The organism is Streptomyces sp. P3 (assembly GCF_003032475.1).
Taxonomy (GTDB): domain Bacteria; phylum Actinomycetota; class Actinomycetes; order Streptomycetales; family Streptomycetaceae; genus Streptomyces.
On the sequence record NZ_CP028369.1, the window covers coordinates 4,350,362 to 4,375,965 of the forward strand.

Consider the following 25,604-nt stretch of genomic DNA (forward strand, 5'->3'; position numbering starts at 1 on the left):
TCGACGCCGGGTCCCTGGACGGGACCCGGCGTCGACCGCCGGTGCGCAGAAGGTGTTACGACGAGGCCGGCGGGTACAGCGACCTCGGCAGCCGCGAGGCCGCCGCCGAGTCCAGCAGCCACAGGGTGCGGGCGCGTCCCCGGGCTCCCGCGGCCGGGGCCTGGACCTCGCCCGCTCCGGACAGGGCGATGGCCGCGGCCTGCGCCTTGTCCTCGCCGGCCGCGAGCAGCCACACCTCACGGGCCGCCCGGATCGCCGGGAGGGTGAGGGTGACGCGGGTCGGCGGGGGCTTGGGCGCGCCGCGCACACCGACCACCGTGCGCTCGGTCTCCCGCACGGCCGGCAGCTCCGGGAAGAGCGAGGCGACATGGGTGTCCGGGCCCACGCCCAGCATCAGCACGTCGAAGGACGGAACCGCGCCGTGGTTCTCGGGACCGGCCGCGCGGGCCAGCTCCTCGGCGTAGCCGGCCGCGGCCGCCTCCACGTCGGCGCCGTCGGGACCGTCCGACGCGGGCATGGCGTGCACACGCTTGGGGTCCACCGGGACGGAGTCCAGCAGGGCCTCACGGGCCTGCGTGATGTTGCGCTCCGGGTCGCCCTCGGGCAGGAACCGCTCGTCGCCCCACCACAGGTCGAGCCGCGTCCAGTCGACGGCGTCGCGGGCGGGTGCGGCGGCCAGCGCGGCCAGCAGGCCGTTGCCGTTGCGGCCGCCGGTGAGGACCACGGACGCATGGCCCCGGGAGGCCTGCGCGTCCACGATCTTCGTGATCAGGCGGGCCGCCGCGGCCTGTGCCATCAGTTCCTTGTCGCGGTGGACGACCAGCTGGGGCGTGCTCACTGCGGATCCGCCTTCCTGACCGGGGGCATCTGCGCGGGAGACGGCCTCTCGGCGTCACCGGAGCCCGGCGAGGCGGCGGCGGGTGCGGCAGGGGCGGCCGGGCCGGAGTCACGGCCGGCGGCAGCCGGTTCCGGCACGGCGCGGACCGGCAGAGACGGCGGGGGCTGGGAGGCGGCCTCGGCCCGCTCCGCCACCCGCTCGGCGGCCGACTGGAGACCGCCCAGCCGGTCCACGCCGAACCGCAGGGCGGACGCGTACGTGTCGTCGGGATCGAGCCTGCGGAGTTCCTCCGCGAGCAGCTCGGAGGTCTCCCGCCGCTTGAGCGCCACCGCCCGGTCCGGCTGGCCGGGCAGTGCCAGGGTGGCCATCGCGCCGTCCGACCGGTGCAGCGTGATCGGGCCGCCGGTGGTCTCCATCCGCACCTGGGTCAGACCGGGTCCGGCCGAGACCGCGCGCCGGACGTGCACATGGAGCCGGTCCGCGAGCCACATGGCGAGCAGCTCGACGCTCGGGTTGGACTCCTCGCCCGCCACCTCGGCGGACACGATCTCACAGCTGACCTGGTCGAGTGCGGCGGCCAGCATGGAACGCCACGGAGTGATCCGGGCCCACGCCAGGTCGGTGTCGCCCGGCTCGTAGGTCTCGGCGCGGGAGCGCAGCTCGTCGACGGGCTTCTCCGCCGTGTAGCTGTCGGTGACCCGGCGCTGGCCCAGGGCGCCCAGCGGGTCGCCCGCCGGGTCGCGCGGCGCGTCCACCGACCACCAGACCACCACGGGCGCGTCCGGCAGCAGCAGCGGCAGCACGACGGACTGGGCGTGGTCGGAGACCTCGCCGTACAGCCGGAGGATGACCGTCTCGCCGCTGCCGGCGTCCGCGCCCAGCCGTACCTCGGCGTCGAGGCGGGACTGGGTGCGGCCCCGGGGGGAGCGGGAGACGCGCTTGATGACCACGAGCGTGCGCGAGGGGTGCTCGTGCGACGCGTCGCCCGCGGCCTTCAGGGCGTCGTAGGCGTTCTCCTCGTCCGTGACGACGACGAGGGTGAGCACCATGCCGACGGCGGGTGTGCCTATCGCACGGCGGCCCTGCACCAGCGCCTTGTTGATCTTGCTGGCAGTGGTGTCCGTGAGGTCCGTTTTCATGGCCGGCGCCAGCTCCGTCCGTCTCGCTCGAGCATCTCGTCGGCCTCGACCGGCCCCCAGGTGCCCGACGGGTACTGTGCGGGCCTGCCGTTCTTGTCCCAGTACTGCTCGATCGGGTCGAGGATCTTCCAGGAGAGCTCGACCTCCTCGGTGCGGGGGAAGAGGTTCGAGTCGCCCAGCAGCACGTCCAGGATCAGCCGCTCGTACGCCTCGGGGGAGGACTCGGTGAAGGACTCGCCGTAGGCGAAGTCCATCGACACGTCCCGGATCTCCATGGAGGTGCCGGGCACCTTGGAGCCGAAGCGGACCGTGATCCCCTCGTCCGGCTGGACCCGGATGACGATGGCGTTCGCCCCGAGCTCCTCGGTGGCCGTGGAGTCGAACGGGGAGTGCGGGGCCCGCTGGAAGACGACCGCGATCTCGGTGACCCGCCGGCCGAGCCGCTTGCCGGTACGCAGATAGAACGGGACGCCCGCCCAGCGGCGGTTGTCGACGCCCACCTTGATCGCGGCGTAGGTGTCGGTCTTCGACTTGGGGTCGATGCCGTCCTCTTCGAGATAGCCGACGGCCTTCTCGCCGCCCTGCCAGCCGGCCGCGTACTGACCGCGCACGGTGTCACGGCCCAGGTCCTTCGGCAGCCGGACGGCGCCGAGCACCTTGGTCTTCTCCGCGGCCAGCGCGTCCGCGTCGAAGGAGGCGGGCTCCTCCATGGCGGTCAGCGCCATGAGCTGGAGCAGGTGGTTCTGGATGACGTCACGGGCGGCGCCGATGCCGTCGTAGTAGCCGGCCCGGCCGCCGATGCCGATGTCCTCGGCCATGGTGATCTGCACGTGGTCCACGAAGGACCGGTTCCAGATCGGCTCGAACATCGTGTTCGCGAAGCGGAGCGCCAGGATGTTCTGGACGGTCTCCTTGCCGAGGTAGTGGTCGATGCGGAAGACCTGGTCCGAGCCGAAGACCTCGTGGACGACCTTGTTGAGCTCCTCGGCCGAGGCGAGGTCGTGGCCGAAGGGCTTCTCGATGACCGCGCGCCGCCAGGAGCCGTTGCGCTGGTCGGCCAGGCCGTGCTTCTTCAGCTGCTTGATGACGACCGGGAAGGAACGCGGCGGCACCGAGAGGTAGAAGGCGAAGTTGCCGCCCGTGCCCTGGGCCCGGTCGAGTTCGTCGATCGTGGCGTGCAGCCGCTCGAACGCCTCGTCGTCGTCGAAGGTGCCCTGCACGAAGCGCATGCCCTGGACGAGCTGCTGCCAGACCTCCTCGCGGAAGGGCGTGCGGGCGTGCTCCTTGACGGCGTCGTGGACCTCCTGTGCGAAGTCCTCGTGCTCCCACTCCCGGCGGGCGAAGCCGACCAGGGAGAAACCCGGCGGCAGCAGACCCCGGTTGGCGAGGTCGTACACGGCGGGCATGAGCTTCTTCCGGGACAAATCGCCCGTGACGCCGAAGATGACCAGGCCCGACGGCCCCGCGATACGCGGGAGCCGTCGGTCGGCGGGGTCACGCAGCGGGTTGCTGCTCGACAAATCCTCAGCCCTCCGAGGGGGCGAGGCGCTGGAGCTCCGCCTCGGTCGACTTGAGCAGGTCGTTCCAGGACGCCTCGAACTTCTCGACGCCCTCGTCCTCGAGGAGCTGGACCACCTCGTCGTAGGAGATGCCGAGCTTCTCGACGGCGTCGATCTCGGCGCGGGCCTGCTCGTAGGTGCCGGCGATGGTGTTGCCGGTGACGGAGCCGTGGTCCTCGGCGGCGAACAGGGTCGCCTCCGGCATGGTGTTCACCGTGTTCGGCGCCACCAGGTCGTCCACGTACAGGGTGTCCTTGTACGCGGGGTCCTTCACGCCGGTGGAGGCCCACAGCGGACGCTGCTTGTTGGCGCCCGCCTTCTCCAGCGCGGCCCAGCGCTCGCCGGCGAAGACCTCCTCGTACGCCTGGTAGGCGAGGCGGGCGTTGGCGAGTCCGGCCTTGCCGCGGGCGGCCTTGGCCTCGTCGGTGCCGAGCGCGTCGAGGCGCTTGTCGATCTCGGTGTCCACGCGGGACACGAAGAAGGACGCCACGGAGTGGATCTTCGACAGGTCCAGGCCGCGGTCCCTGGCCTGCTCCAGGCCGGACAGGTAGGCGTCCATGACCTGGCGGTAGCGCTCCAGCGAGAAGATCAGCGTGACGTTGACGCTGATGCCCAGGCCGATGACCTCGGTGATGGCCGGCAGGCCGCCCATGGTGGCGGGAATCTTGATCAGCGTGTTGGGGCGGTCGACCAGCCACGCGAGCTGCTTGGCCTCGGCGACCGTCGGCCCGGTGTGGTGCGCGAGGCGCGGGTCCACCTCGATGGACACCCGGCCGTCCTGGCCGCCGGTGGCGTCGAAGACCGGGCGCAGGATGTCGGCGGCGTCGCGGACGTCCGCCGTCGTGATCATGCGGATGGCCTCTTCGACCGTGACCCCGCGGGAGGCGAGATCGGAGAGCTGCTGGTCGTAGCCGTCGCCCTGGGAGATCGCCTTCTGGAAGATCGACGGGTTGGTGGTGACGCCCACGACGTGCTGCTGGTCGATCAGCTCGGCGAGGTTGCCGGACGTGATCCGCTTGCGCGACAGGTCGTCCAGCCAGATCGCGACGCCCTCCTCGGAGAGGCGCTTGAGTGCGTCTGTCATGGAATTACATCTCCTACGGGTCGTGTGTGAGCGTCAGTGCTGGGCGGCGGCGAGGGATTCCCGCGCCTTCGCCGCCACGTTCTCGGCAGTGAAGCCGTATTCCTGGAAGAGGACCTTGCCGTCGGCGGAAGCACCGAAGTGCTCCAGGGAAACGATGCGGCCGGCGTCGCCGACGTACTTGTGCCAGGTGAGGCCGATACCCGCCTCGACCGACACGCGCGCCCTGACGGACGGCGGAAGGACGCTGTCCCGGTACCCCTGGTCCTGCTCCTCGAACCACTCCACGGACGGCATGGAGACCACCCGGGTGGGTACGCCGTCGGCTTCCAGCCGCTCGCGCGCCTCGACGGCGACGTGCACCTCGGAGCCGGTCGCGAGCAGGATCACCTCCGGCGTTCCCGTGGAGGCCTCGAACAGGATGTAGCCGCCCTTGGCGGTGTCCTCGTTGGGCTCGTAGGTCGGCACGCCCTGACGGGTGAGGACCAGACCGTGCGGGGCGCCCTTGCCGAAGACCTTCGTCCAGCGCTTGAGGATCTCGCGCCAGGCGATCGCGGTCTCGTTGGCGTCGGCCGGGCGGACCACGTTCAGGCCGGGGATCGCGCGCAGCGACGCGAGGTGCTCGACCGGCTGGTGGGTGGGGCCGTCCTCGCCGAGGCCGATGGAGTCGTGCGTCCACACGTAGGTGACCGGCACGTGCATCAGGGCGGACAGCCGGACGGCGTTGCGCATGTAGTCGGAGAACACGAGGAACGTGCCGCCGTAGATGCGCGTGTTGCCGTGCAGCGCGATGCCGTTCATCTCCGCGGCCATGGAGTGCTCGCGGATGCCGAAGTGGACCGTGCGGCCGTACCGGCTCGCCTCGGGCAGCGGGTTGCCCTCGGGCAGGAACGACGACGTCTTGTCGATCGTCGTGTTGTTGGAACCGGCGAGGTCGGCGGAGCCGCCCCACAGCTCGGGGATGACCGCGCCGAGCGCCTGGAGCACCTTGCCGGACGCGGCACGGGTGGCGACGCCCTTGCCCGGCTCGAAGACGGGGAGCTTCTCCTCCCAGCCGGCGGGCAGCTCGCCCGCGGCGACGCGGTCGAACTCGGCGGCGCGGTCGGGGTTGTTGTCCCGCCACTGCTGGAAGGACTTCTCCCACACGGCGCGGGCCGCCTGGCCGCGCTCCAGGGCGCTGCGGGTGTGGGCGATGACCTCGTCCGCGACCTCGAAGGACTGCTCCGGGTCGAAGCCCAGGACGCGCTTGGTCGCGGCGACCTCGTCGTCGCCGAGCGCCGAGCCGTGCGCGGCCTCGGTGTTCTGCGCGTTCGGGGCGGGCCAGGCGATGATCGAGCGCATCGCGATGAAGGACGGCTTGTCCGTCACCAGCTTCGCGGCCTCGATCGCGTCGTACAGGGCGTGCGGGTCCAGGTCGCCGTCCGGCTTGGGGGCGACCCGCTGCACGTGCCAGCCGTACGCCTCGTACCGCAGAACCGTGTCCTCGGAGACGGCCGTCTCGGTGTCGCCCTCGATCGAGATGTGGTTGTCGTCCCACAGCAGGACCAGGTTGCCGAGCTTCTGGTGACCGGCCAGCGAGGACGCCTCGGCGGAGATGCCCTCCTGGAGGCAGCCGTCACCGGCGATCGCGTAGACGAAGTGGTCGAACGGCGACTCGCCGGCCGGGGCGTCGGGGTCGAACAGCCCGCGCTCGTAGCGCGCGGCCATCGCCATGCCCACGGCGTTGGCGACACCCTGGCCCAGCGGGCCGGTCGTCGTCTCGACGCCCGTGGTGTGGCCGTACTCCGGGTGCCCCGGGGTCTTCGAGCCCCAGGTGCGGAAGGCCTTCAGGTCGTCCAGCTCCAGGCCGAAGCCGGCCAGGTACAGCTGGGTGTACAGCGTCAGGGACGAGTGGCCCGCGGACAGCACGAAGCGGTCGCGGCCGACCCAGTCGGCGTCCGCCGGGTCGTGTCGCATCACCTTCTGGAAGAGGGTGTACGCGGCAGGCGCCAGGCTCATCGCCGTACCGGGATGGCCGTTGCCGACCTTCTGTACGGCGTCGGCGGCCAGGACGCGGGCGGTGTCCACGGCCCGCTGGTCCAGCTCGGTCCACTCGAGGTCTGTGGTGGTCGGCTTGGTGCTCACCCTGGGTCAGGGCTCCTCTCCACATGTCACACATGTCGAATACCGGTGCACGCGGCGCCCACCGGCCGTTGTCGAGCCTACCCCCGTCAGAACGTGCATTTTTTCGAGTCATTCCAGACTGCCGGGTAGCTTCGCGATCCGCCCGCCGACCGGTGAGTTTCCTGTTCAGCAAGTGAATACGGACCCGCTCGTACGAGTGCTCAACAGAGTGCCTTCCGGCTCTTCCGCGGGCGCCGTCCAACACGACCCCACCCCCGCGAATATCGGGGTATGGGCAACGTCTACAGTGGCGTGGTACGCGCGAGCCTTTACCCCGTATTCACGTGGGGAGCTCGCTGGGAGTCTCTGTCAGGGGTGTGCGTGACGGCCGTTGAATCCCGTCCAGTGGGGATTGTCGGGGCGAGCCAGAGCCCGAGCCGGCGGCCGGTCGGGGCCCGGGTCAAGGCGTTCGTGGCGCTGACCAAGCCGCGGATCATCGAACTGCTGCTGATCACCACCGTCCCGGTGATGTTCCTGGCGCAGCAGGGCGTTCCGAACCTCGGCCTGGTGCTGGTGACCTGCCTGGGCGGCTATCTGTCCGCGGGCGGCGCGAACGCGCTGAACATGTACATCGACCGCGACATCGACGCCCTGATGGACCGCACCTCGCAGCGTCCGCTGGTCACCGGGATGGTCAGCCCGCGTGAATGCCTCGCCTTCGGAATCACCCTCGCGGTGGTCTCGACCCTGCTGTTCGGACTCACCGTCAACTGGCTGTCGGCCTGGCTCGCCCTCGGCGCGCTCCTCTTCTACGTCGTCGTCTACACGATGATCCTCAAGCGGCGCACCTCGCAGAACATCGTGTGGGGCGGCATCGCCGGCTGCATGCCGGTCCTGATCGGCTGGTCGGCCGTGACGAACTCGGTGTCCTGGGCGCCGGTCGTCCTCTTCCTCGTCATGTTCTTCTGGACGCCGCCGCACTACTGGCCGCTCTCCATGAAGGTCAAGGACGACTACGCGCGCGTCGGCGTGCCGATGCTGCCGGTCGTCGCCTCCAACAAGACCGTGGCCAGGCAGATCGTCCTCTACAGCTGGGTGATGGTCGGCGTCTCGCTGCTGCTGCAGCCGCTGGGCTACACCGGCTGGTTCTACACCGCGGTCGCGCTGACGGCGGGCGGCTGGTGGCTGTGGGAGGCACACGGACTGCAGAACCGGGCGAAGGCGGAGGTCACGGGCGGCAAGCTGAAGGAGATGCGGCTGTTCCACTGGTCCATCACCTATGTGTCGCTGCTCTTCGTGGCCGTCGCGGTGGACCCCTTCCTGCGGTAGCCGTCCCGAGCCGCTCCCTCTCTTCACGGCTCACGGCCGGGTGCGTGGTCAAGGCCACGCGGCCCGGCCGTCGCCGTCCGCTCTACCCGTCGGTAGCATCCTGGCCATGGCAGACACCAAGCAGGTTGACGAGACCGCCGACGCCAAGCAGGCCGCGAGGTCCGAGCGCGCGGCCGCACGGCTGGCCCGGCGGATCAGCGCCTTCGCCAAGGAGCACGGCGGAGCCGAGGGCCAGGTCGCGCACCTCGGCGAGCGCGGCGCCCGTATCGTCCTGGTCGGCGAGGACGGCGGCTGGGGCGATCTGGTGGCCCCCTCGGTCGCCGTCGCCGAGCAGGCCGTGGAGAAGGCCGGCATCACCGTTCACGAGGCCTTCGACGGCGAGTTCGCGGCGAAGGTGCGGACCGGCCCCTACGAGTGGACGCGGATGGCGGGCATCCAGGTCGGCGGTCCGAAGAACGGCTGAGCGGCGAACGGTCGCCCGGCAGCAACACCTGACGCCCCGGTCACCCGTTAGGACCCGTAGAAGCGACGTGGTCCATATCCCGGGGAGTCCGGATGATCGAAACGCCGTCCTTGGTGGACCAGTACTGCCACGGCGTCCTGCGAACGGAGCTGGGTCTCGGCACGTTCGAGGCCCAGCTGGCCCTGACCTCGGGCCCGCCGGCCCCCGGCACGACACTCTTCGACACGCAGACGGGCTTCGCGGTACGCCGCTGGTGCCCACCGCTGCTCGGCTTGGAACCGCACGCCCCGCCCGCCCGGTACCTCGCCCGGCGTCGTGAACTCGGCGTGCTGGAGGCGGGCCGCCGGCTGCTGCGCGGCAGCGGCATCACGACGTACCTGGTCGACACGGGCCTGCCCGGCGATCTCACCGGACCGGGCGAGCTGGCCTCCACGGGCGACGCGGAGGCCCACGAGATCGTGCGTCTGGAACTCCTCGCCGAGCAGGTGGCCGACACCTCCGGCACCGTCGAGTCGTTCCTGGCCAACCTCGCCGAGGCGGTGCACGGGGCCGCCGCGAACGCCGTGGCCTTCACCTCCGTGGCGGGCGTGCGCCACGGTCTCGCGCTCGCGCCCGAGCCGCCGGCACCGGGGGAGGTGCGCGGCGCGGCGGGCCGCTGGCTGGCCGGGCGCAGGGCCGGCGACGAGCTGAGCGACCCGGTGCTGCTGTGGCACCTGCTGTGGAGCGCCGTCGCCACGGAGCTGCCCCTGCAGCTGCACGCGGGCCTCGGGGCGCCGGGCGCGCGGATCGACCGCACCGACCCCGCGCTGCTCACCGACTTCGTCCGCGCCACGGCCGGCCTCGGCACCGACCTCGTCCTGCTGCACGGCTACCCCTACCACCGGCACGCCGCCCATCTGGCGGGAGTCTTCTCGCACGTGTACGCCGACTCCGGGGCGGCCCTCGTCAGGACCGGCGCCCGCGCGGCGACCGTCCTCGCCGAGATCCTGGAGCTGGCGCCCTTCGGGAAGATCCTCTTCTCCACCGGCGCACACGGGCTGCCCGAGCTGCACGTGGTCGGGGCGCGGCTGTTCCGCGAGGCCCTGGCGCGGGTGCTGGGCGGCTGGGTCGAGGAGGGCGCGTGGTCACCGGCGGACGCGCAGCGGGTGGCCGGGCTGATCGCGGCGGGCAACGCCCGCAGGGTGTACGGGCTGGACTGAGACGTGGGTCACGCCGGCCGCCCGGCTCGGGCGCGCGGGACTCAGGCGTGTGTGCCGGCCGTCGCCTCGGCCGCCGGGTGCGGCAGGGCGGCCGCCGTCCCGGCGCGTTCGCGCAGCGCCAGCGGCACACGCAGGACGGCGATCCACACCAGGCACGATCCGAGCATGTGCAGTGCGACCAGGATCTCGGGAAGGTCGGTGAAGTACTGGACGTAGCCGATGACGCCCTGGGAGAGCAGCACCAGGAACAGGTCCCGGGTACGGTCCAGCGGGCTCTTCGGGGCGTCCACCGCCTTGAGGATGAACCACAGGGCGAACGTCAGCGTCACCACGATCCAGGCGAGCACGGCGTGCAGCTTGGCCACCGTCTCCCAGTCCAGCGGCATCCGCTCGACCTCGCTGGAGTCGCCGGCGTGCGGTCCCGCGCCGGTGACCACCGTGCCGACGGCGATCAGCAGCGTCGAGGCGACAACCAGGAACCACACCAGTTGCTGCACGGGCCTGCCGACCAGCGGTCGGGGCTCGGCGTCGCCCTCCCGGGTGCGCTGCCACATCACCGCGGCGACCGCGATCAGCGCCGAGGCGGCCAGGAAGTGGGCCGCGACCGTGTACGGGTTGAGTCCGACGAGCACGACGATCCCGCCGAGCACGGCGTTGCTCATCACCAGCCAGAACTGAGCCCAGCCCAGCCGGGTCAGGCTCCGGCGGTACGGCTTCTCCGAGCGCGCGGCGATGATCGCCCAGCCGACGGCCGCGCACAGCACGTACGTCAGCATGCGGTTGCCGAACTCGATGGCGCCGTGGAAGCCCATCGCGCTCGTCGCGGTGAGCGAGTCGTCGGTGCACTTGGGCCAGGTCGGGCAGCCGAGGCCGGAGCCCGTGAGCCGGACGGCGCCGCCGGTGACCACGATCACCACCGACATCACGAGCGCGAAGAGAGCCGCCCGCCGAACCGTCCGGGGAGCCGGGGTCCAGCGCGCGGCGATGAAGGCGAGGGGGTTGCGCACGGCGGCTACGGCGTCGGCACGGGTCACGTTCAGCACGCGTCCCATCGTAAGCGGGCCGCTTGTGCACGGTTTCACGAGGGTCCCCGTGGGTCGGACGCCGCTACTCCCAGCGGAAGAACCGGCCGGCCGCCGCGAGCCCCAAGAGGGCCCAGACCGCCAGGATCGCCAGGTCCCCCCAGGGCATTCCCGCGCCGTGCTGGAGCACGTCGCGCAGGCCGTCGGAGAGCGCGGTGACGGGCAGCAGGCCGAGCACGTCCTGCGCGCCGGACGGGAACCTGTCGAGCGGCACGATCACCCCGCCGCCCACCAGCAGCAGCAGGAACACCAGGTTGGCGGCGGCCAGCGTCGCCTCCGCCTTCAGGGTGCCCGCCATCAGCAGGCCGAGACCGGAGAAGGCGGCCGTGCCGACGACCAGGAGCAGCAGGACGGCCGCGGGGCTGCCGTGCGGGTCCCAGCCCAACGCGAAGGCGATCCCCGTCAGCAGGATCACCTGGAGGATCTCGGTGACCAGCACCGACAGCGTCTTCGCCGTCATCAGGCCCCAGCGCGGCAGAGGAGAGGCGGCGAGCCGCTTCAGCACCCCGTAGCGGCGTTCGAACCCGGTCGCGATGGCCTGCCCGGTGAAGGCCGTCGACATCACGGCGAGCGCGAGGATGCCGGGGGTGAGGAAGTCCACCGCCTCGCCCGCGCCGGTGTCGACGACGTCCACCGTGCTGAACAGCACCAGCAGGAGGGTCGGGATCACCACGGTGAGCAGCAACTGCTCGCCGTTGCGCAGCAGCATTTTCGTCTCCAGTGCCGCCTGGGCCGCGATCATGCGGGGGAGCGGGGCCGCGCCGGGCCGGGGGGTGTGGGTGCCGGTGGCGGTCACGGGCGCAGCTCCTTGCCGGTCAGTTCGAGGAAGACGTCCTCCAGGGTGTGACGTTCCACCGAGATCCGGTCCGGCATCACCCCGTGCTGCGCGCACCACGAGGTGACCGTGGCGAGCAGCTGAGGGTCGATCTTGCCGGTGATCCGGTAGGAGCCCGGGGTCAGCTCGGCGGCGGAGCTGTCGGCCGGCAGGGCCTTCAGCAGCGAGCCGACGTCGAGCCCGGGGCGGCCGGTGAAGCGCAGCGTGTTCTCGGCGCCGCCGCGGCACAGTTCCTCGGGGGAGCCCTGCGCGATCACCGTGCCGGCGTCGATGATCGCCACGTCGTCGGCGAGCTGCTCGGCCTCGTCCATGTGGTGGGTGGTCAGGATGACCGAGACGCCGTCCGCGCGCAGGTCCCGCACGAGATCCCAGGTGGCGCGGCGGGCCTGCGGGTCGAGGCCGGCCGTCGGCTCGTCCAGGAAGACCAGCTCCGGGCGGCCGACGACGGCCATGGCGAGCGCGAGGCGCTGCTGCTGGCCGCCGGAGAGCCGGCGGTAGCTCGTACGGCCGCACGAGCCGAGACCGAGGCGCTCGACGAGGGCGTCGACGTCCAGCGGATGCGCGTGCAGCTTCGCCACGTGCCGGAGCATCTCGTCGGCCCGCGCACCCGAGTACACGCCCCCCGACTGCAGCATCACGCCGATCCGGGGACGCAGCTCGCGGGCCCGGCCCACCGGGTCGAGGCCGAGGACGCGCACCGTGCCGGAGTCCGGCCTTCGGTACCCCTCGCAGGTCTCGACGGTGGTCGTCTTGCCGGCGCCGTTGGGTCCGAGGACGGCGGTGACGCCTGCCCGGGCCGTCAGATCGAGGCCGTTCACCGCGGTCTTCGTGCCGTACCGCATCACCAGGGCCTGGACCTGGACTACGGGCTCACTTCGCATGGCCCCGAGTCTAGGTACGCGCCCACCGCCCATGACCGGGGGGTTGGTGATCCCTCCTGGGCTGCTGTGCGAGGCGCCCGTCACGCATTCTGGGCTGTTCGGGTGAACGGGCGGCATTCGCCCTATATCGCCCATCGGGCGCTGCTTCACTGGCGATGGTCCGCCCAGGGACGGGCTGCGGACGATCTCCTCCCTTTCGCAGAAAGGCAGTTGAGCCATGATCAGACGCGCTTTGCTCATCCGGATGAGAGCCGCTGCTGGCCTCATCGCCTCCGCGATGCTGTGCACGAACCTCGCGGTCCTCCCCGGCACGGCGAGTGCCGCCGCCGCTCGGTCCGTCGTCGGTCCCGCGCTGTTCGACGACTTCAACTACCTCGCCTACAGCGATCAACAACTCACCCAGCGCGGCTGGACCCTGCGGTCCGGTCAGGGCGGGCCGGGCGTGCCCGGCGCCACCTGGAAGCCGCAGAACATCACCTTCGCCACCACGGCCGGCAACTCCGTCATGACGATGCGCTCCGGCACCAGCGGTACGGCGGCCACCACCCAGCACACCGAGATCTACCAGCAGCGCAAGTTCCACCACGGCACCTACGCCGCGCGGGTCCGCTTCAGCGACGCCCCGGCCTACGGACCGGACGGCGACCACATGGTGCAGACGTTCTTCACCATCTCGCCGCTGAACTACCCGATGGACCCGGACTACAGCGAACTGGACTTCGAGTACCTGCCCAACGGCGGATGGGGCATTCCCGGCAGCGCGCTGCTCGGCACCTCCTGGGAGACGTATGCGGAGAACCCGCCCCAGGAGGAGAACGTCTCCACCCAGGAGCGCGCGAGCTTCAACGACTGGCACGACCTGGTGATCACCGTCGACGGCACGAACGTCACGTACTACGTCGACGGCCGGCTCTTCGCCACGCACGGCGAGCCGTACCTGCCCGAGTCGACGATGAGCATTCGCTTCAACCACTGGCTGATCGACCTGACGGGGGTCGGCGGCCGCCAGACCCGCGCGTTCGAGGAGAAGGTCGACTACGTGTACTTCGCCCAGGACCAGGTGCTCAGCCCGGCCGACGTGCAGGCCGCCGTCGCCGACTACCGGAGCCGGGGAGTGACCTTCGAGGACACCGTCTGAGCCGGCCGCACGCCGGCGGGGCGGCTCACGAGGAGGCGGCCGCCTCGTCCGCGACGGCGATCGGCAACCGGGCGGTGAAGGTGGTGCCGCGGCCCTCCTCGGACTCCACCTGCATCCCCCCGCCGTGGTTCGCCACGATCGTCCGGACGATGGTCAGCCCCAGACCGGTGCCCGGAATGGCCGCGTCGGTGGCGTTCGAGGCACGGAAGAACCGCTGGAAGAGCTTTTCCCGCTCGTTCGCGGGGATGCCGATGCCGGTGTCGCTGACGCTCAGGACCGCCTCGCCGTCCTGGGCGTCGGCGCGTACGGTGACCTTCCCACCCTTCGGGGTGAACTTCACCGCGTTGGACAGCAGGTTCATCAGCACCCGGTCCAACTGGTCGCTGTCCGCCTCCAGCACCAGGGGCACGGACGGGCAGTACGTCTCCAGAACGACGCAGGCGGCGTCGGCGGCCGGCCGGATCGCGTCCGCCGCCGACGCCACCAGCCGGCACAGGTCGATCGCTTCCTTCTTGGAGCCGAACGCCCCGGACTCGATGCGCGACAGGGTCAGCAAATCCTCGATGAGCGCCCGCAGGCGGTTGGCGTTGCGGTCGACGACGTCCAGCATGCGCAGCTGCGCAGGGGTGAGCGGCCCGGTCTCCTCGTCCTTCAGCAACTCGATGTATCCCACGATGCTGGTCAGCGGCGTGCGCAGCTCGTGGGAGACGGTGGACAGGAAGTCGCTCTTGGCCTTGTCCAGGGCGCGCAACTTCTCGACCAGGCGCGTTTCCTTCTCGTAGAGCAGCGCGGTGTGCAGCGCGCGCCCGACGCCGGCGGCCATGGACTCGGCGATCTCGATCTCCACCGGGAGCCACGGGCGATCCCGCCGGCTGCGCGCGAGGAAGAGGGCACCGAACGGTTCGTCACCGACGCCGACCGGGATGACGAGCACGCTCACCAGACCCAGCCGCTCGGCCGCCGCCCTGGCGTCCTGCGGCAGACCGCCCTTGCCGAAGGAGCCGGGAGCCTCCGGCAGAGGGGATCCCTCGGCCAGCACGCCCGGCAGATCGTTGTGGCACCAGGCCGTACCCCGCCGGTAGTGGTCGCGCACCACTTCGAGGGGAACGGGCGGGAGCGGCTGCTCCTGCGGGGGCAGCAGCCCCGCGCCGGCACTCCAGGCGCGTGCTGTGTGCACGACAGGACTGTCCTCCTCCGTGAGCAGGACGAAGGCGTGGTCGGCCTCCAGGCCCTCACCGATGCCGGCGCAGGCCGTGTCGAGGAGCTGATCGACGTCGAGGCGCTCCCGGATGCTGACCCCGACGGTCCGTGCGGTGCGTGCCAGCTTGGTGCGCTCCTGCTCGATCGTCCGCAGCCGGTCGCTCTCGTCGGCGAGCGCGTTCATCGACCGCGCCACGGCCCTGATCTCCTCCGGCCCCTGCTCCGGCGCCCGCGCGAGATGGTCGCCCGAGGCCAGCCGGTCGAGGGCCCGGGCGGTGTTCTCCAGCGGCCGGGTCAGGGCGCGAATGGTGCGTACCGCCGCGAAGACGGCCAGTGCGCCGCCCGCCGTCAGCAGGATGCCGATGCCCACGACGCTGCCCTGGAGGACCTCGTCGGCCCAGTTCTCCCCCTGCTCGACGTCGGCGGCGAGATGTGCGTCGAGCCGGCTGTTGGTGGCCTCGAAGGCCGCGAACCGCCGGCTTCCCTCCTTGGTCAGCGCGGGTACCGCAGCACTGTCGGGTGAGGTCTTCGCCTGCTGATCGGCGACCCGTACATAGGCGCGGAGCTGTCGGCCCTGATCCGCGAGATTCCGCCGGGTCGTCCCGGTGGCGTTCCGTCCGGCCGCGGCGAGGGTGGCGAAGGGCACGTCGCGCGCCCGGCGGTAGATGCTCAGCTCCGCCCGGTCGCCGGTGAGCAGATAGTTGCGCACGGCATGGTGCATGCGGTTCGCCTGCGAGCGCACGTGCACGTTCTGGCGTACGACCGGCTCCAGCTGCGTGATGACCCGGTGGTGCACCCGGCCCGCGGCCAGGGCTGTGATCATGGCTCCCGCCCCCACCAGCACGAACAGAGCGATCAGCAGGCCGAAGGCCACGGCCAGCCGGCGTGCCACGAGGTCGCGGGGCTTTCCCGCGGTGTTCCTCATGGGCCGCCCTCGCCGTCCCGGACCCGCTCGGGCGGGCCGAATCCGCTGCGCGTCATGGCACCCCACTCCTGCGGGGACCGGTGCAGTGCGTCCCACATTCCGCGCAGCCGCCACCACGCGGTGAACTGGCGGTAGCCGAGGTTCTCGACGACCACGCCCACGAACGCACCCCACACGTCCCGCCACCGTGAGAAACGGTGGTAGGCGTACTCCTCCACCGCCACCGACACCAGGCTGACGACCACCGCGTAGGCGTAGGCGGCGAGCAGGAAGCGCCACAGGAATTCCACGTCGACCGCGCCGATCAGCACGCCCAGGGGCACCAGGACGAGGCCGGAGAGCTCCACCAGCGGGGCCAACAGTTCGAAGAGCACGTAGAACGGCAGGGCCATCAGGCCGACGCGGCCGTAACGCGGGTTGCCGATCATCCGTCGGTGCTTGAGCAGGATCTCCGTCAGGCCACGCTGCCACCGCCGCCGCTGGCGTCCCAGGACACGCAGATTCGAGGGGGCCTCGCTCCAGGAGATCGGCTCGGTGACGAAGACGATGCGGTAGTCGCCGTGGCGGCGGCCCTGCTCGCGCAGGTGCCGGTGGAGGCGGACGACGAGTTCGGCGTCCTCACCGATGCAGTCCGGGTCCATGCCGCCCACCGCCACCACGGCGTCCCGCCGGAACAGGCCGAAGGCGCCGGCGATGATCAGCAGGCCGCCGACCTTGGACCATCCGGTACGGCCGAGGAAGAAGCCGCGCAGATACTCGACGACCTGGGCACGTCCGAGCAGGTCCGTGGGGACGTGCGCCTCGACCACGCGTCCGGCCTCGACGGTGCAGCCGTTGGCGACGCCGACCACACCACCGCTGGCCACCACCCGCAGCGGGTCGTCGTTGAAGGGCCGGGCCACGGCGAGCAGGGCCTGGGAGTCGAGGATGGAGTCGGCGTCCACCATGCACAGCAGCGGGTAGCGCGCCAGGTTGACCCCGACGTTGAGCGCGTCGGCCTTGCCGCCGTTGTCCTTGCGGGCCACCACCACCGGCACCGGACCTCCCCTGGGCAGATGCAGGGAGGTGACCGCACCCCGCACGGGGACGTCCTCGGGCACGACGTGTTCCACCTCGGCGAGGTCGAAGGCATCGGTGAGGGCGTCGATCGTGCCGTCGGTGGAGCCGTCGTCGACGACGATGACCTCGAACACCGGATAGTGCAGCAGGAGCATGGCTCGCACGGCCTCCGTGATGCCCGCCGCCTCGTTGTAGGCGGGCATGATCACGGAGATGGGCGGTGCGAACGGGCTGCCGGTGGTGTCGTCGTAGCCGGTGAAGGAGGCGCGGCGCAGCCGGCGGACGAGCTCCGCGAGGGCGAGGACGATCAACATCAGATACCCGGTGTTGATGGCGAGGAAGTAGAGGATCACGGCGGTGTCGCACACCGCGATCACCCCGCGCAGCGTGCCCAGCAGGCCGTCCCACATCTCGATGGCCGCCGCGCTCACAGGGTCACCTCAACCAGGACGTCGTGGCGTGCGCCCCCGACGGCCCACTCCGCCAGCGCGGCCCTGGCCCGGGCGGCGGCCGGGCCGCCGGAGCGGTCGTCCGCGGCCTCGCGCAGCGCCTCCTCGCCCGCCGGGCCGAGCCGCAGCAGCGCCCGCGCCGCGGTGCCCGCCACATGCGTGTCGGCGTCGCCGAGCAGCTCCGTCAGCGGGCCCGTCGCGGCGACGGCCCCCAGACTGCCCAGGGCCCCGGCGGCCACGATGCGCAGGGCGCCCGGTCGGCCCGGCCCGATGGCCGCCAGCAGCGGCGCAAGGCCCTCGGGCATGCCCAGCCTGCCCAGTGCACGCGCCGCCCGGATCCGGACCTCCGTGTCGGGATCCTCGCGCAGGGCCCGGACGATTTCGGTCGTCTGCGCGAGAGCCCCGGCCACCCCGAGCACTTCGATGGCCACGGCCCTGGCCAGGGGCGCCGGATCCCGCAGCCCCGTCGAGACGGAGGGCCAGGCGTCGGGGCCGAGGGATGTCAGGGCGGCGATGACCACCTTGGGCGGCACGGTTCGCGGCCCGTGCAGGCTCTTCAACAGGTGCGGTACGGCCGCCGCGTCCCCGGTTCGGCCCAGTGCCCGTGCCGCCGCCAGCCGCACCTCCGGGTCCCGGTCGCCGAGCAGACGGCACAGCGCCGGGACCGCCGGGCGGTGACCGAGCTGCCCGAGCACCTGTGCGGCGCGGCCCCGCCGGGGTGCGCTGCGGCTGCTCAGGTCGGCGACGGCCTTGTCCACGGATCCGCGCCGCTCGTACAGCAGGACCATCACCGCCCTCGCTCCTCCGGTGACCTTGCCCAGCATCGCGGCCACGGTCGGTTCGAGCGCGGTCCAGGTCCGCCGGTCGATCCGTGCGATGCGGTCCAGCAGCTCGTTCTGCTCGTCGTCCTGCGCGCACAGCAGTTCCAGGAGCAAGCCGCGCACCGGCGCCGCGATCCGCTCGTGCCTGCGCCTGCGGTACGTACGGATGCCGCGGATGCCCGTGATCAGCAGGCTCAGTGTCAGCCCGACGGCCAGCAGGCCCAGCAGTGCCCCGGCGACGAGGCCACTGGAGATCACCGCTCGACCCGGGTGAGCACCGCGGTGACCCGGCTGGACAGCTCGCGCGGGCTGAAGGGTTTGACGATGTAGTCGTCGGCGCCCGCGGCGAAGCCGAGTTCGACGTCCCCCTCCTGGGAGCGGGCGGTGATCAGGATGACGGGCAGCGACGCGGTCTCCTCGCAGGCGCGCAGCTCCCGACACACGTCCAGCCCCGACATCCCCGGCATCCGGATGTCGAGGAGTACGAGATCCAGCGGCTGCTCGCGCACCGTGCGCAGCGCGGCCATGCCGTCCTCCACTGCGGTGACCTGGTGACCGCTCTGGATCAGCTTGAACGCCACGAGGTCCCGAATGTCGGCGTCGTCGTCGGCTACCAGGACACGAGCCATTACTCCTCCTGCGATACGGAGCTCCGGTACGAGGCGAGAAGCCGCGCCACCGATGCCTGCCGGAACGGCTTGGCCAGCAGCTCGTCCGTCCCGAGCTCGACCAGGTCCTCCTGGTCGAGTACGGAGGAGACGACGAGATGGCACCGTTCGGTCCGCTCGTCCGCTCGCAGTCTGCGGATGACCTCGCGCCCGTCGATCCCGGGCAGCAGTACGTCGACGATGGCCATGTCCGGGGGGTCGGCGAACGCCAGGTCCAGCCCCTTCTCGCCCGAGTCGGCGACGCTCACACGGCAGCCCAGACCACTGAGATGCCGTTTCAGTAAGGCGCTGACGTCCTGGTCGTCCTCGACCACCAGGACATGTACGAGTCCACGCTGGGTGTCCATCGCCCTCCCGACCGAGTGCGGCAGTTCTTACAAATTAGGGGCAAACCGGTACTTCCGCCACATCGACCTCGTGACCCCCAGGAGCCTCCTGGCGTCGCCTCCTCCTCGCGGGACGGGCGCTGCTGCGGTCACCGCCGGGCGCAGGCCCTCGCGTCCGCCACGGGAGCCCCGTACGTCGGCCGCGCCCACCTCGCCCCGTACGGCAGGGCGGTCCCGCCCCCGTGGCCCGGTTCGCCGAAACCGGTCCGAGGTGATCGACACCTCGGTGACCGCCTCCCGGCCCCTCGGGTCCGGCCGGCCCGCCCTGGCCTGCGGCGACGGTGTGCGGTACTCGGCCGGACGGAAGGCGGTGCAGGTGTCGTGGCCCGCGCCCGGCAGCAGAACCCGGGCGTCCAGGGCCTCCGGTCGGGCCGCCGGACCGCGCTGATCTCACCCGCCCGGCGTACGGGCGCATCGAGAGGGGTTTCTCCCGGTTCGGCATCCGGCTCGCGCAACCGCGTCGCTAGGGGGTCGCGGGTGGCAAGTGGGCCGGTCGGAGGGGGTGCGGGCCCGGTACGGCGGTGCCCTCGCGACGTACCCCGGGGTCGGCGGTTCCCTCCGTGCCTCGACCGATCAACGATGGTTCCCGCAGGTCAGATTAGGTATGCCTAAGTGACGCAGGGCACCGTCCACCGGTCCGGGCGCGGCTTGCCTGCCCCTGAGGAATTACGCAACAATGGCGTTGTGAAAAACGTCGGCGAGGCTCGGGAGACCCCCACGGGGGCCCCGCAGGAGGAGCTCGCGACCGGAGAGCGCTCGACGCGCAACCGGGTCGCGCGGTCCATCCTGGACCACGGGCCCTCGACCGTCGCCGAGCTGGCCGGCCGGCTGGGCCTCACGCAGGCCGCCGTGCGCCGGCACCTCGACGCGCTGGTCGCCGACGACGTCGTACAGCCCCGTGAGCAGCGCGTGTACGGTGCGCGCACCCGTGGCCGCCCGGCCAAGGTCTTCGCCCTCACCGACTGCGGCCGGGACGCCTTCGACCAGTCCTACGACAAGCTCGCCGCGGACGCCCTGCGCTGGATACAGGAGCGCCTCGGCGGGGACGAGGCCGTGGTCGCGTTCGCGCGCGCGCGGATCGCCGAGCAGGCCGCCGGATACCGCCAGGCGATCGAGGCGGCCGCCCCGGAAGAGCGCACCGAAGCCCTGGCCAAGGCCCTGAGCGCGGACGGGTACGCTGCTACGGCGCGCAGCGCACCGGTCGGCGAGCAGCTGTGCCAGCACCACTGCCCCGTCGCCCATGTCGCGGAGAAGTTCCCGCAGCTCTGCGATGCGGAGACCGAGATCTTCTCCCAGCTGCTCGGGACGCACGTCCAGCGGCTGGCGACCATCGCGCACGGCGACGGCGTCTGCACGACGTTCATCCCCAGAGTTTCCACAGCCACCCAGAACGCATCCGCAAGCACGGCCGGGAGGAACCCCGCATGACGCTCCCCACGGAGACTGCCCACCCCGAACTCGAGGGTCTGGGCAAGTACGAATACGGCTGGGCCGACTCCGACACGGCCGGCGCCTCTGCGAAGCGCGGCATCAACGAGGACGTCGTCCGGGACATCTCCGCGAAGAAGTCCGAGCCCGAGTGGATGACGAAGCTCCGCCTCAAGGGCCTGCGGCTCTTCGAGAAGAAGCCCATGCCGAACTGGGGCTCGGACCTGTCGGGCATCGACTTCGACAACATCAAGTACTTCGTGCGTTCCACCGAGAAGCAGGCGGAGTCCTGGGAGGACCTGCCCGAGGACATCAAGAACACGTACGACAAGCTCGGCATCCCCGAGGCGGAGAAGCAGCGCCTCGTCGCGGGCGTCGCGGCCCAGTACGAGTCCGAGGTCGTCTACCACCAGATCCGTGAGGACCTGGAGGAGCAGGGCGTCATCTTCCTCGACACCGACACCGCGCTCAAGGAGCACCCGGAGCTCTTCAAGGAGTACTTCGGCACGGTCATCCCGGTCGGCGACAACAAGTTCGCGTCGCTGAACACCGCGGTGTGGTCCGGCGGCTCCTTCATCTACGTGCCGAAGGGCGTGCACGTCGAGATCCCGCTCCAGGCCTACTTCCGTATCAACACGGAGAACATGGGCCAGTTCGAGCGGACCCTGATCATCGTCGACGAGGGCGCCTACGTGCACTACGTCGAAGGGTGCACCGCCCCGATCTACAAGTCGGACTCGCTGCACAGCGCCGTGGTCGAGATCATCGTCAAGAAGAACGCCCGCTGTCGCTACACGACCATCCAGAACTGGTCGAACAACGTCTACAACCTGGTCACCAAGCGCGCCGTGGCGTACGAGGGCGCGACCATGGAGTGGATCGACGGCAACATCGGCTCCAAGGTGACGATGAAGTACCCGGCCGTCTACCTGATGGGCGAGCACGCCAAGGGCGAGACCCTCTCCATCGCCTTCGCGGGCGAGGGCCAGCACCAGGACGCCGGCTCCAAGATGGTCCACATGGCGCCGAACACCTCGTCCAACATCGTCTCCAAGTCGGTGGCGCGCGGTGGCGGCCGTACCTCCTACCGCGGTCTCGTCGAGATCGGCGAGGGCGCCCACGGCTCCAAGTCGAACGTGCTGTGCGACGCGCTGCTCGTCGACACCATCTCCCGCTCCGACACCTACCCCTACGTGGACGTCCGTGAGGACGACGTGTCCATGGGCCACGAGGCCACCGTCTCCAAGGTCAGCGACGACCAGCTCTTCTACCTGATGAGCCGTGGCATGACCGAGTTCGAGGCGATGGCGATGATCGTGCGCGGCTTCGTCGAGCCCATCGCGAAGGAGCTCCCCATGGAGTACGCCCTCGAGCTCAACCGGCTGATCGAGCTGCAGATGGAAGGCGCGGTCGGTTAGGACCCGCCACGAACCGCAGCAGCAATTTTCTGACGTAGGAAGAGAGCAGACCGACAGCCATGGCTGAGGCTACGAATATCCCGGTGGGCAGCACGACCGCCGGCCAGATCGCGGTGGCCGCCGAGTCGACCGTCGCCACGCGCATGAGCGCGCCCCCGTCCTTCGACGTCGCGGACTTCCCGGTCCCGCACGGCCGCGAGGAGGAGTGGCGGTTCACGCCGCTGGAGCGGCTGCGCGGCCTGCACGACGGCACCGCCGTCGCCACGAGCGGGGCCGTGAAGGTCGCCGTCGAGGCCCCCGAAGGCGTCACCGTCGAACTCGCGGACCGCGACGACCCGCGCCTCGGGAGGGCGGGCACCCCGGTGGACCGGGTCGCCGCCCAGGCGTACTCCGCGTTCGCGAAGGCCGGCGTGGTCACCGTCCCCAAGGAGACGGTCCTCACCGAGCCCATCCGCATCGCGGTGCACGGCGAGGGCGGGGTGTCCTACGGCCACCAGGTCATCGAGCTGGGCGCGTTCGCCGAGGCGGTCGTCGTCATCGACCACACGGGTGACGCCGTGATCGCCGCCAACGTCGACTACGTCCTCGGGGACGGCGCGAAGCTGACCGTCGTCTCCGTCCAGGACTGGGACGACAAGGCCGTGCACGTGGCCCAGCACAACGCCCTCGTCGGCCGTGACGCGAGCTTCAAGTCGGTCGTGGTGACCTTCGGCGGCGACCTCGTCCGGCTCCACCCGCGCGTGACGTACGCCGGCCCGGGCGCCGAGGCCGAGCTGTTCGGTCTGTACTTCACGGACGCCGGCCAGCACCAGGAGCACCGCCTGCTGGTCGACCACAACGTGCCGCACTGCAAGTCCAACGTCGTCTACAAGGGCGCCCTCCAGGGCGAGGCCGCGCACGCCGTGTGGATCGGTGACGTGCTCATCGAGGCCAAGGCCGAGGGCACCGACACCTACGAGATGAACCGCAACCTGGTCCTCACGGACGGCGCGCGCGTCGACTCGGTGCCCAACCTCGAGATCGAGACCGGCGAGATCGTCGGCGCCGGCCACGCCTCGGCCACCGGCCGCTTCGACGACGAGCAGCTCTTCTACCTGATGGCCCGCGGCATCCCGGCCGACGAGGCCCGTCGCCTGGTGGTCCGCGGCTTCTTCGCCGAGCTGGTCCAGCAGATCGGCGTCGCCGACATCGAGGAGCGGCTGCTCGCCAAGATCGAGGCCGAGCTGGAGGCCACGGTCTGATGACGGCCTTCGTACGCGCCTGCGGACTGAGCGAGCTGGAGGAGAACACCCCCAAGCGGGTGGAACTCGACGGCACGCCGCTCTCGGTCGTACGCACCGAGGGAGAGGTGTTCGCGATCCACGATATCTGCTCCCACGCGAACGTCTCGCTCTCCGAGGGCGAGGTGGAGGACTGTCAGATCGAGTGCTGGCTGCACGGTTCCTCGTTCGACCTGCGCACCGGCAAGCCGTCCGGCCTTCCCGCGACGCGACCCGTCCCCGTATACCCCGTAAAGATCGAAGGGGACGACGTGCTCGTCTCCCTCACCCAGGAGTCCTGAGGCACCCATGGCAACGCTTGAAATCCGAGACCTGCACGTCACCGTCGAGGCCGACAACGCCACGAAGGAGATCCTCAAGGGCGTCGACCTCACCGTGAAGCAGGGCGAGACGCACGCCATCATGGGCCCCAACGGCTCCGGCAAGTCGACGCTCGCCTACTCGCTCGCGGGTCACCCGAAGTACACGGTCACCGGCGGCACCGTCACCCTCGACGGCGAGGACGTCCTGGAGATGTCCGTCGACGAGCGCGCCCGCGCCGGCCTGTTCCTCGCGATGCAGTACCCGGTCGAGGTCCCCGGTGTCTCCGTGTCGAACTTCCTGCGCACCTCCGCCACCGCGATCCGCGGCGAGGCCCCCAAGCTCCGCCTGTGGGTCAAGGAGGTCAAGGAGGCCATGCAGCGTCTCCACATGGACACCTCCTTCGCCGAGCGCAACGTCAACGAGGGCTTCTCCGGCGGTGAGAAGAAGCGCCACGAGATCCTCCAGCTGGAGCTGCTCCGGCCGAAGGTCGCGATCCTCGACGAGACGGACTCCGGTCTGGACGTCGACGCCCTTCGCATCGTCTCCGAGGGCGTCAACCGCGTCCGCGAGACCGGCGAGGTCGGCACCCTGCTGATCACGCACTACACGCGCATCCTGCGCTACATCAAGCCCGACTTCGTCCACGTCTTCTCCGGCGGCCGCATCGTCGAGTCCGGCGGCGCCGAGCTCGCCGACAAGCTGGAGAACGAGGGCTACGAGGCATACACGAAGGGTGGCGTATCCGCGTGACACAGCTGCCGGGCCTCCTCGACGTCGAGGCGATCCGCAAGGACTTCCCCATCCTGGATCGGCAGATCCACGACGGCAAGAAGCTCGTGTACCTGGACAACGCGGCGACCTCGCAGAAGCCGCGCCAGGTGCTGGACGCTCTCGGTGACTACTACGAGCGCTACAACGCCAACGTCCACCGCGGTGTGCATGTGCTCGCCGAGGAGGCCACGGCGCTGTACGAGGGCGCGCGCGACAAGGTCGCCGCGTTCGTCAACGCGCCGAGCCGCGACGAGGTGATCTTCACCAAGAACGCCTCCGAGTCGCTCAACCTCGTGGCCAACATGCTCGGCTGGGCCGACGAGCCCTACCGGGTCGACCACGAGACCGAGATCGTCATCACCGAGATGGAGCACCACTCCAACATCGTGCCCTGGCAGCTGCTGGCGCAGCGCACGGGCGCGAAGCTGAAGTGGTTCGGCCTGACCGACGACGGCCGGCTCGACCTGTCGAACATCGACGAGATCATCACCGAGAAGACGAAGATCGTCTCCTTCGTGCTGGTGTCGAACATCCTCGGCACCGTCAACCCCGTCGAGGCGATAGTGCGCCGCGCGCAGGAGGTCGGCGCGCTGGTGTGCATCGACGCCTCGCAGGCCGCGCCGCACATGCCGATGGACGTACAGGCCCTGCAGGCCGACTTCGTGGCCTTCACCGGCCACAAGATGTGCGGCCCGACCGGCATCGGTGTCCTCTGGGGCCGCCAGGAGCTGCTCGAGGACCTGCCCCCGTTCCTCGGCGGCGGCGAGATGATCGAGACCGTGTCGATGCACTCGTCGACGTACGCCCCGGCGCCCCACAAGTTCGAGGCGGGCACCCCGCCGATCGCTCAGGCGGTCGGTCTGGGCGCGGCCATCGACTACCTGTCCGCGATCGGCATGGACAAGATCCTCGCCCACGAGCACGCGCTCACCGAGTACGCGGTGCGCAGGCTCGGCGAGGTCCCCGACCTGCGGATCATCGGCCCGACGACGGCCGAGGACCGGGGCGCGGCGATCTCCTTCACGCTCGGTGACATCCACCCGCACGACGTGGGCCAGGTGCTCGACGAGCAGGGCATCGCGGTCCGGGTGGGGCACCACTGCGCCCGTCCCGTCTGCCTGCGCTACGGAATTCCCGCGACCACGCGAGCGTCGTTCTATCTGTACTCCACGACGGCCGAGATCGACGCCCTGGTCGACGGTCTGGAGCACGTACGGAACTTCTTCGGCTGAGGGGTTGGCGAGCGAGC

Annotated in this window: 23 protein-coding genes and 1 pseudogene; 10 read left to right on the top strand and 14 right to left on the bottom strand. The window is 70.8% G+C overall.

Annotated elements, in window-relative coordinates:
• Nucleotides 1–55 precede the first annotated feature (55 nt).
• The 5 genes from pgl to tkt are packed head-to-tail and all read right to left on the bottom strand — an operon-like array spanning nucleotide 56 to nucleotide 6,741.
• Nucleotides 56–838, bottom strand: a complete 783-nt coding sequence (pgl, locus tag C6376_RS19490) for a 6-phosphogluconolactonase (RefSeq protein ID WP_107444598.1) — start codon at nucleotides 836–838, stop codon at nucleotides 56–58.
• Nucleotides 835–1,977, bottom strand: a complete 1,143-nt coding sequence (opcA, locus tag C6376_RS19495) for a glucose-6-phosphate dehydrogenase assembly protein OpcA (protein ID WP_107444599.1) — start codon at nucleotides 1,975–1,977, stop codon at nucleotides 835–837. Before opcA ends, pgl begins: the two co-directional genes overlap by 4 nt.
• Nucleotides 1,974–3,497: a glucose-6-phosphate dehydrogenase gene (gene zwf / locus C6376_RS19500; protein WP_107444600.1), complete on the bottom strand. Its 1,524-nt coding sequence runs from the start codon at nucleotides 3,495–3,497 to the stop codon at nucleotides 1,974–1,976. The genes opcA and zwf overlap by 4 nt, the downstream gene beginning before the upstream one ends.
• Nucleotides 3,498–3,501: 4 nt before the next feature.
• Nucleotides 3,502–4,620 (bottom strand): transaldolase, encoded by a 1,119-nt coding sequence (gene tal, locus C6376_RS19505; protein ID WP_107444601.1) that lies wholly within the window; start codon nucleotides 4,618–4,620, stop codon nucleotides 3,502–3,504.
• A 33-nt stretch (nucleotides 4,621–4,653) separates the two neighbouring features.
• Nucleotides 4,654–6,741 (bottom strand): transketolase, encoded by a 2,088-nt coding sequence (tkt, locus tag C6376_RS19510; RefSeq protein WP_107444602.1) that lies wholly within the window; start codon nucleotides 6,739–6,741, stop codon nucleotides 4,654–4,656.
• Between the two features lie 354 nt (nucleotides 6,742–7,095).
• Between tkt and C6376_RS19515 the strand changes: the two genes are divergently transcribed.
• The 3 genes from C6376_RS19515 to C6376_RS19525 all read left to right on the top strand — a co-directional run bounded on the left by C6376_RS19515 (nucleotide 7,096) and on the right by C6376_RS19525 (nucleotide 9,711).
• Nucleotides 7,096–8,049 carry a heme o synthase gene (locus C6376_RS19515; protein WP_173985682.1) on the top strand — a complete coding sequence of 318 codons (954 nt, stop codon included), beginning with the start codon at nucleotides 7,096–7,098 and terminating at the stop codon, nucleotides 8,047–8,049.
• 106 nt (nucleotides 8,050–8,155) lie between these two features.
• On the top strand, nucleotides 8,156–8,512 hold the full coding sequence (locus tag C6376_RS19520) for a hypothetical protein (RefSeq protein ID WP_107444603.1): 357 nt from the start codon (nucleotides 8,156–8,158) through the stop codon (nucleotides 8,510–8,512).
• A gap of 92 nt (nucleotides 8,513–8,604) precedes the next feature.
• Entirely contained in the window at nucleotides 8,605–9,711 is a 1,107-nt protein-coding gene (locus C6376_RS19525) for an amidohydrolase family protein (RefSeq protein ID WP_107444604.1), read from the top strand.
• Nucleotides 9,712–9,752: 41 nt separating this feature from the next.
• Here C6376_RS19525 and C6376_RS19530 read toward each other — a convergent pair whose 3' ends face one another.
• From C6376_RS19530 to C6376_RS19540, 3 genes are read right to left on the bottom strand one after another with little or no spacing between them, the layout of a single operon-like run.
• The gene (locus tag C6376_RS19530) at nucleotides 9,753–10,763 is read right to left on the bottom strand and encodes a heme A synthase (protein WP_107444605.1); all 1,011 of its coding nucleotides are present in this window, start codon (nucleotides 10,761–10,763) and stop codon (nucleotides 9,753–9,755) included.
• A 55-nt stretch (nucleotides 10,764–10,818) separates the two neighbouring features.
• Entirely contained in the window at nucleotides 10,819–11,535 is a 717-nt protein-coding gene (locus tag C6376_RS19535; RefSeq protein ID WP_254076391.1) for an ABC transporter permease, read from the bottom strand.
• Nucleotides 11,536–11,585: 50 nt separating this feature from the next.
• Nucleotides 11,586–12,509 carry an ABC transporter ATP-binding protein gene (locus C6376_RS19540; RefSeq protein ID WP_107444607.1) on the bottom strand — a complete coding sequence of 308 codons (924 nt, stop codon included), beginning with the start codon at nucleotides 12,507–12,509 and terminating at the stop codon, nucleotides 11,586–11,588.
• 244 nt (nucleotides 12,510–12,753) lie between these two features.
• Here C6376_RS19540 and C6376_RS19545 point away from each other — a divergent pair, with 244 nt between their 5' ends.
• The gene (locus C6376_RS19545; protein ID WP_216825593.1) at nucleotides 12,754–13,647 is read left to right on the top strand and encodes a glycoside hydrolase family 16 protein; all 894 of its coding nucleotides are present in this window, start codon (nucleotides 12,754–12,756) and stop codon (nucleotides 13,645–13,647) included.
• 25 nt (nucleotides 13,648–13,672) lie between these two features.
• On the opposite strand, the gene C6376_RS19550 is transcribed toward C6376_RS19545, so the two are convergent.
• The 6 genes and pseudogenes from C6376_RS19550 to C6376_RS19575 form a co-directional block, all read right to left on the bottom strand.
• A complete protein-coding gene (locus tag C6376_RS19550) occupies nucleotides 13,673–15,772 on the bottom strand; it encodes an ATP-binding protein (RefSeq protein ID WP_107444609.1) in 2,100 nt (699 codons plus the stop codon).
• Nucleotides 15,769–17,262 (bottom strand): glycosyltransferase, encoded by a 1,494-nt coding sequence (locus C6376_RS19555; protein ID WP_216825594.1) that lies wholly within the window; start codon nucleotides 17,260–17,262, stop codon nucleotides 15,769–15,771. The genes C6376_RS19550 and C6376_RS19555 overlap by 4 nt, the downstream gene beginning before the upstream one ends.
• Nucleotides 17,259–18,359, bottom strand: a complete 1,101-nt coding sequence (locus tag C6376_RS19560) for a HEAT repeat domain-containing protein (RefSeq protein WP_107444610.1) — start codon at nucleotides 18,357–18,359, stop codon at nucleotides 17,259–17,261. Before C6376_RS19560 ends, C6376_RS19555 begins: the two co-directional genes overlap by 4 nt.
• Complete coding sequence (locus tag C6376_RS19565; RefSeq protein WP_107444611.1) at nucleotides 18,356–18,730, bottom strand: response regulator transcription factor; 375 nt, start codon at nucleotides 18,728–18,730, stop codon at nucleotides 18,356–18,358. The genes C6376_RS19560 and C6376_RS19565 overlap by 4 nt, the downstream gene beginning before the upstream one ends.
• Nucleotides 18,730–19,116, bottom strand: coding sequence for a response regulator (locus C6376_RS19570; protein ID WP_107444612.1), 387 nt, complete (start codon nucleotides 19,114–19,116; stop codon nucleotides 18,730–18,732). The genes C6376_RS19565 and C6376_RS19570 overlap by 1 nt, the downstream gene beginning before the upstream one ends.
• A gap of 128 nt (nucleotides 19,117–19,244) precedes the next feature.
• Nucleotides 19,245–19,542, bottom strand: a pseudogene (locus tag C6376_RS19575) (AAC(3) family N-acetyltransferase); the annotation flags it as partial.
• A 297-nt stretch (nucleotides 19,543–19,839) separates the two neighbouring features.
• On the opposite strand from C6376_RS19575, the gene C6376_RS19580 reads away from it, so the two are divergent.
• From C6376_RS19580 to C6376_RS19605, 6 genes are read left to right on the top strand one after another with little or no spacing between them, the layout of a single operon-like run.
• A complete protein-coding gene (locus C6376_RS19580; RefSeq protein WP_107444613.1) occupies nucleotides 19,840–20,583 on the top strand; it encodes a metalloregulator ArsR/SmtB family transcription factor in 744 nt (247 codons plus the stop codon).
• On the top strand, nucleotides 20,580–22,001 hold the full coding sequence (gene sufB, locus C6376_RS19585) for a Fe-S cluster assembly protein SufB (RefSeq protein ID WP_057581212.1): 1,422 nt from the start codon (nucleotides 20,580–20,582) through the stop codon (nucleotides 21,999–22,001). Before C6376_RS19580 ends, sufB begins: the two co-directional genes overlap by 4 nt.
• A 59-nt stretch (nucleotides 22,002–22,060) precedes the next feature.
• Nucleotides 22,061–23,242 carry a Fe-S cluster assembly protein SufD gene (gene sufD / locus C6376_RS19590; RefSeq protein WP_107444614.1) on the top strand — a complete coding sequence of 394 codons (1,182 nt, stop codon included), beginning with the start codon at nucleotides 22,061–22,063 and terminating at the stop codon, nucleotides 23,240–23,242.
• Nucleotides 23,242–23,562 carry a non-heme iron oxygenase ferredoxin subunit gene (locus C6376_RS19595; RefSeq protein ID WP_107444615.1) on the top strand — a complete coding sequence of 107 codons (321 nt, stop codon included), beginning with the start codon at nucleotides 23,242–23,244 and terminating at the stop codon, nucleotides 23,560–23,562. The genes sufD and C6376_RS19595 overlap by 1 nt, the downstream gene beginning before the upstream one ends.
• 7 nt (nucleotides 23,563–23,569) lie before the next feature.
• On the top strand, nucleotides 23,570–24,334 hold the full coding sequence (gene sufC, locus C6376_RS19600; protein WP_107444616.1) for a Fe-S cluster assembly ATPase SufC: 765 nt from the start codon (nucleotides 23,570–23,572) through the stop codon (nucleotides 24,332–24,334).
• A complete protein-coding gene (locus tag C6376_RS19605; RefSeq protein ID WP_107444617.1) occupies nucleotides 24,331–25,587 on the top strand; it encodes a cysteine desulfurase in 1,257 nt (418 codons plus the stop codon). Before sufC ends, C6376_RS19605 begins: the two co-directional genes overlap by 4 nt.
• Nucleotides 25,588–25,604 lie beyond the last annotated feature (17 nt).

Coding starts and splice junctions, on each gene's coding strand:
- opcA (WP_107444599.1), bottom strand. CDS start 1,977: ATGAAAACGGACCTCACGGACACCACTGCCAGCAAGATCAACAAGGCG.
- tal (WP_107444601.1), bottom strand. CDS start 4,620: ATGACAGACGCACTCAAGCGCCTCTCCGAGGAGGGCGTCGCGATCTGG.
- C6376_RS19520 (WP_107444603.1), top strand. CDS start 8,156: ATGGCAGACACCAAGCAGGTTGACGAGACCGCCGACGCCAAGCAGGCC.
- C6376_RS19525 (WP_107444604.1), top strand. CDS start 8,605: ATGATCGAAACGCCGTCCTTGGTGGACCAGTACTGCCACGGCGTCCTG.
- C6376_RS19530 (WP_107444605.1), bottom strand. CDS start 10,763: ATGGGACGCGTGCTGAACGTGACCCGTGCCGACGCCGTAGCCGCCGTG.
- C6376_RS19535 (WP_254076391.1), bottom strand. CDS start 11,535: ATGATCGCGGCCCAGGCGGCACTGGAGACGAAAATGCTGCTGCGCAAC.
- C6376_RS19540 (WP_107444607.1), bottom strand. CDS start 12,509: ATGCGAAGTGAGCCCGTAGTCCAGGTCCAGGCCCTGGTGATGCGGTAC.
- C6376_RS19545 (WP_216825593.1), top strand. CDS start 12,754: ATGAGAGCCGCTGCTGGCCTCATCGCCTCCGCGATGCTGTGCACGAAC.
- C6376_RS19550 (WP_107444609.1), bottom strand. CDS start 15,772: ATGAGGAACACCGCGGGAAAGCCCCGCGACCTCGTGGCACGCCGGCTG.
- C6376_RS19565 (WP_107444611.1), bottom strand. CDS start 18,730: ATGGCTCGTGTCCTGGTAGCCGACGACGACGCCGACATTCGGGACCTC.
- C6376_RS19570 (WP_107444612.1), bottom strand. CDS start 19,116: ATGGACACCCAGCGTGGACTCGTACATGTCCTGGTGGTCGAGGACGAC.
- sufB (WP_057581212.1), top strand. CDS start 20,580: ATGACGCTCCCCACGGAGACTGCCCACCCCGAACTCGAGGGTCTGGGC.
- sufD (WP_107444614.1), top strand. CDS start 22,061: ATGGCTGAGGCTACGAATATCCCGGTGGGCAGCACGACCGCCGGCCAG.
- C6376_RS19595 (WP_107444615.1), top strand. CDS start 23,242: ATGACGGCCTTCGTACGCGCCTGCGGACTGAGCGAGCTGGAGGAGAAC.
- sufC (WP_107444616.1), top strand. CDS start 23,570: ATGGCAACGCTTGAAATCCGAGACCTGCACGTCACCGTCGAGGCCGAC.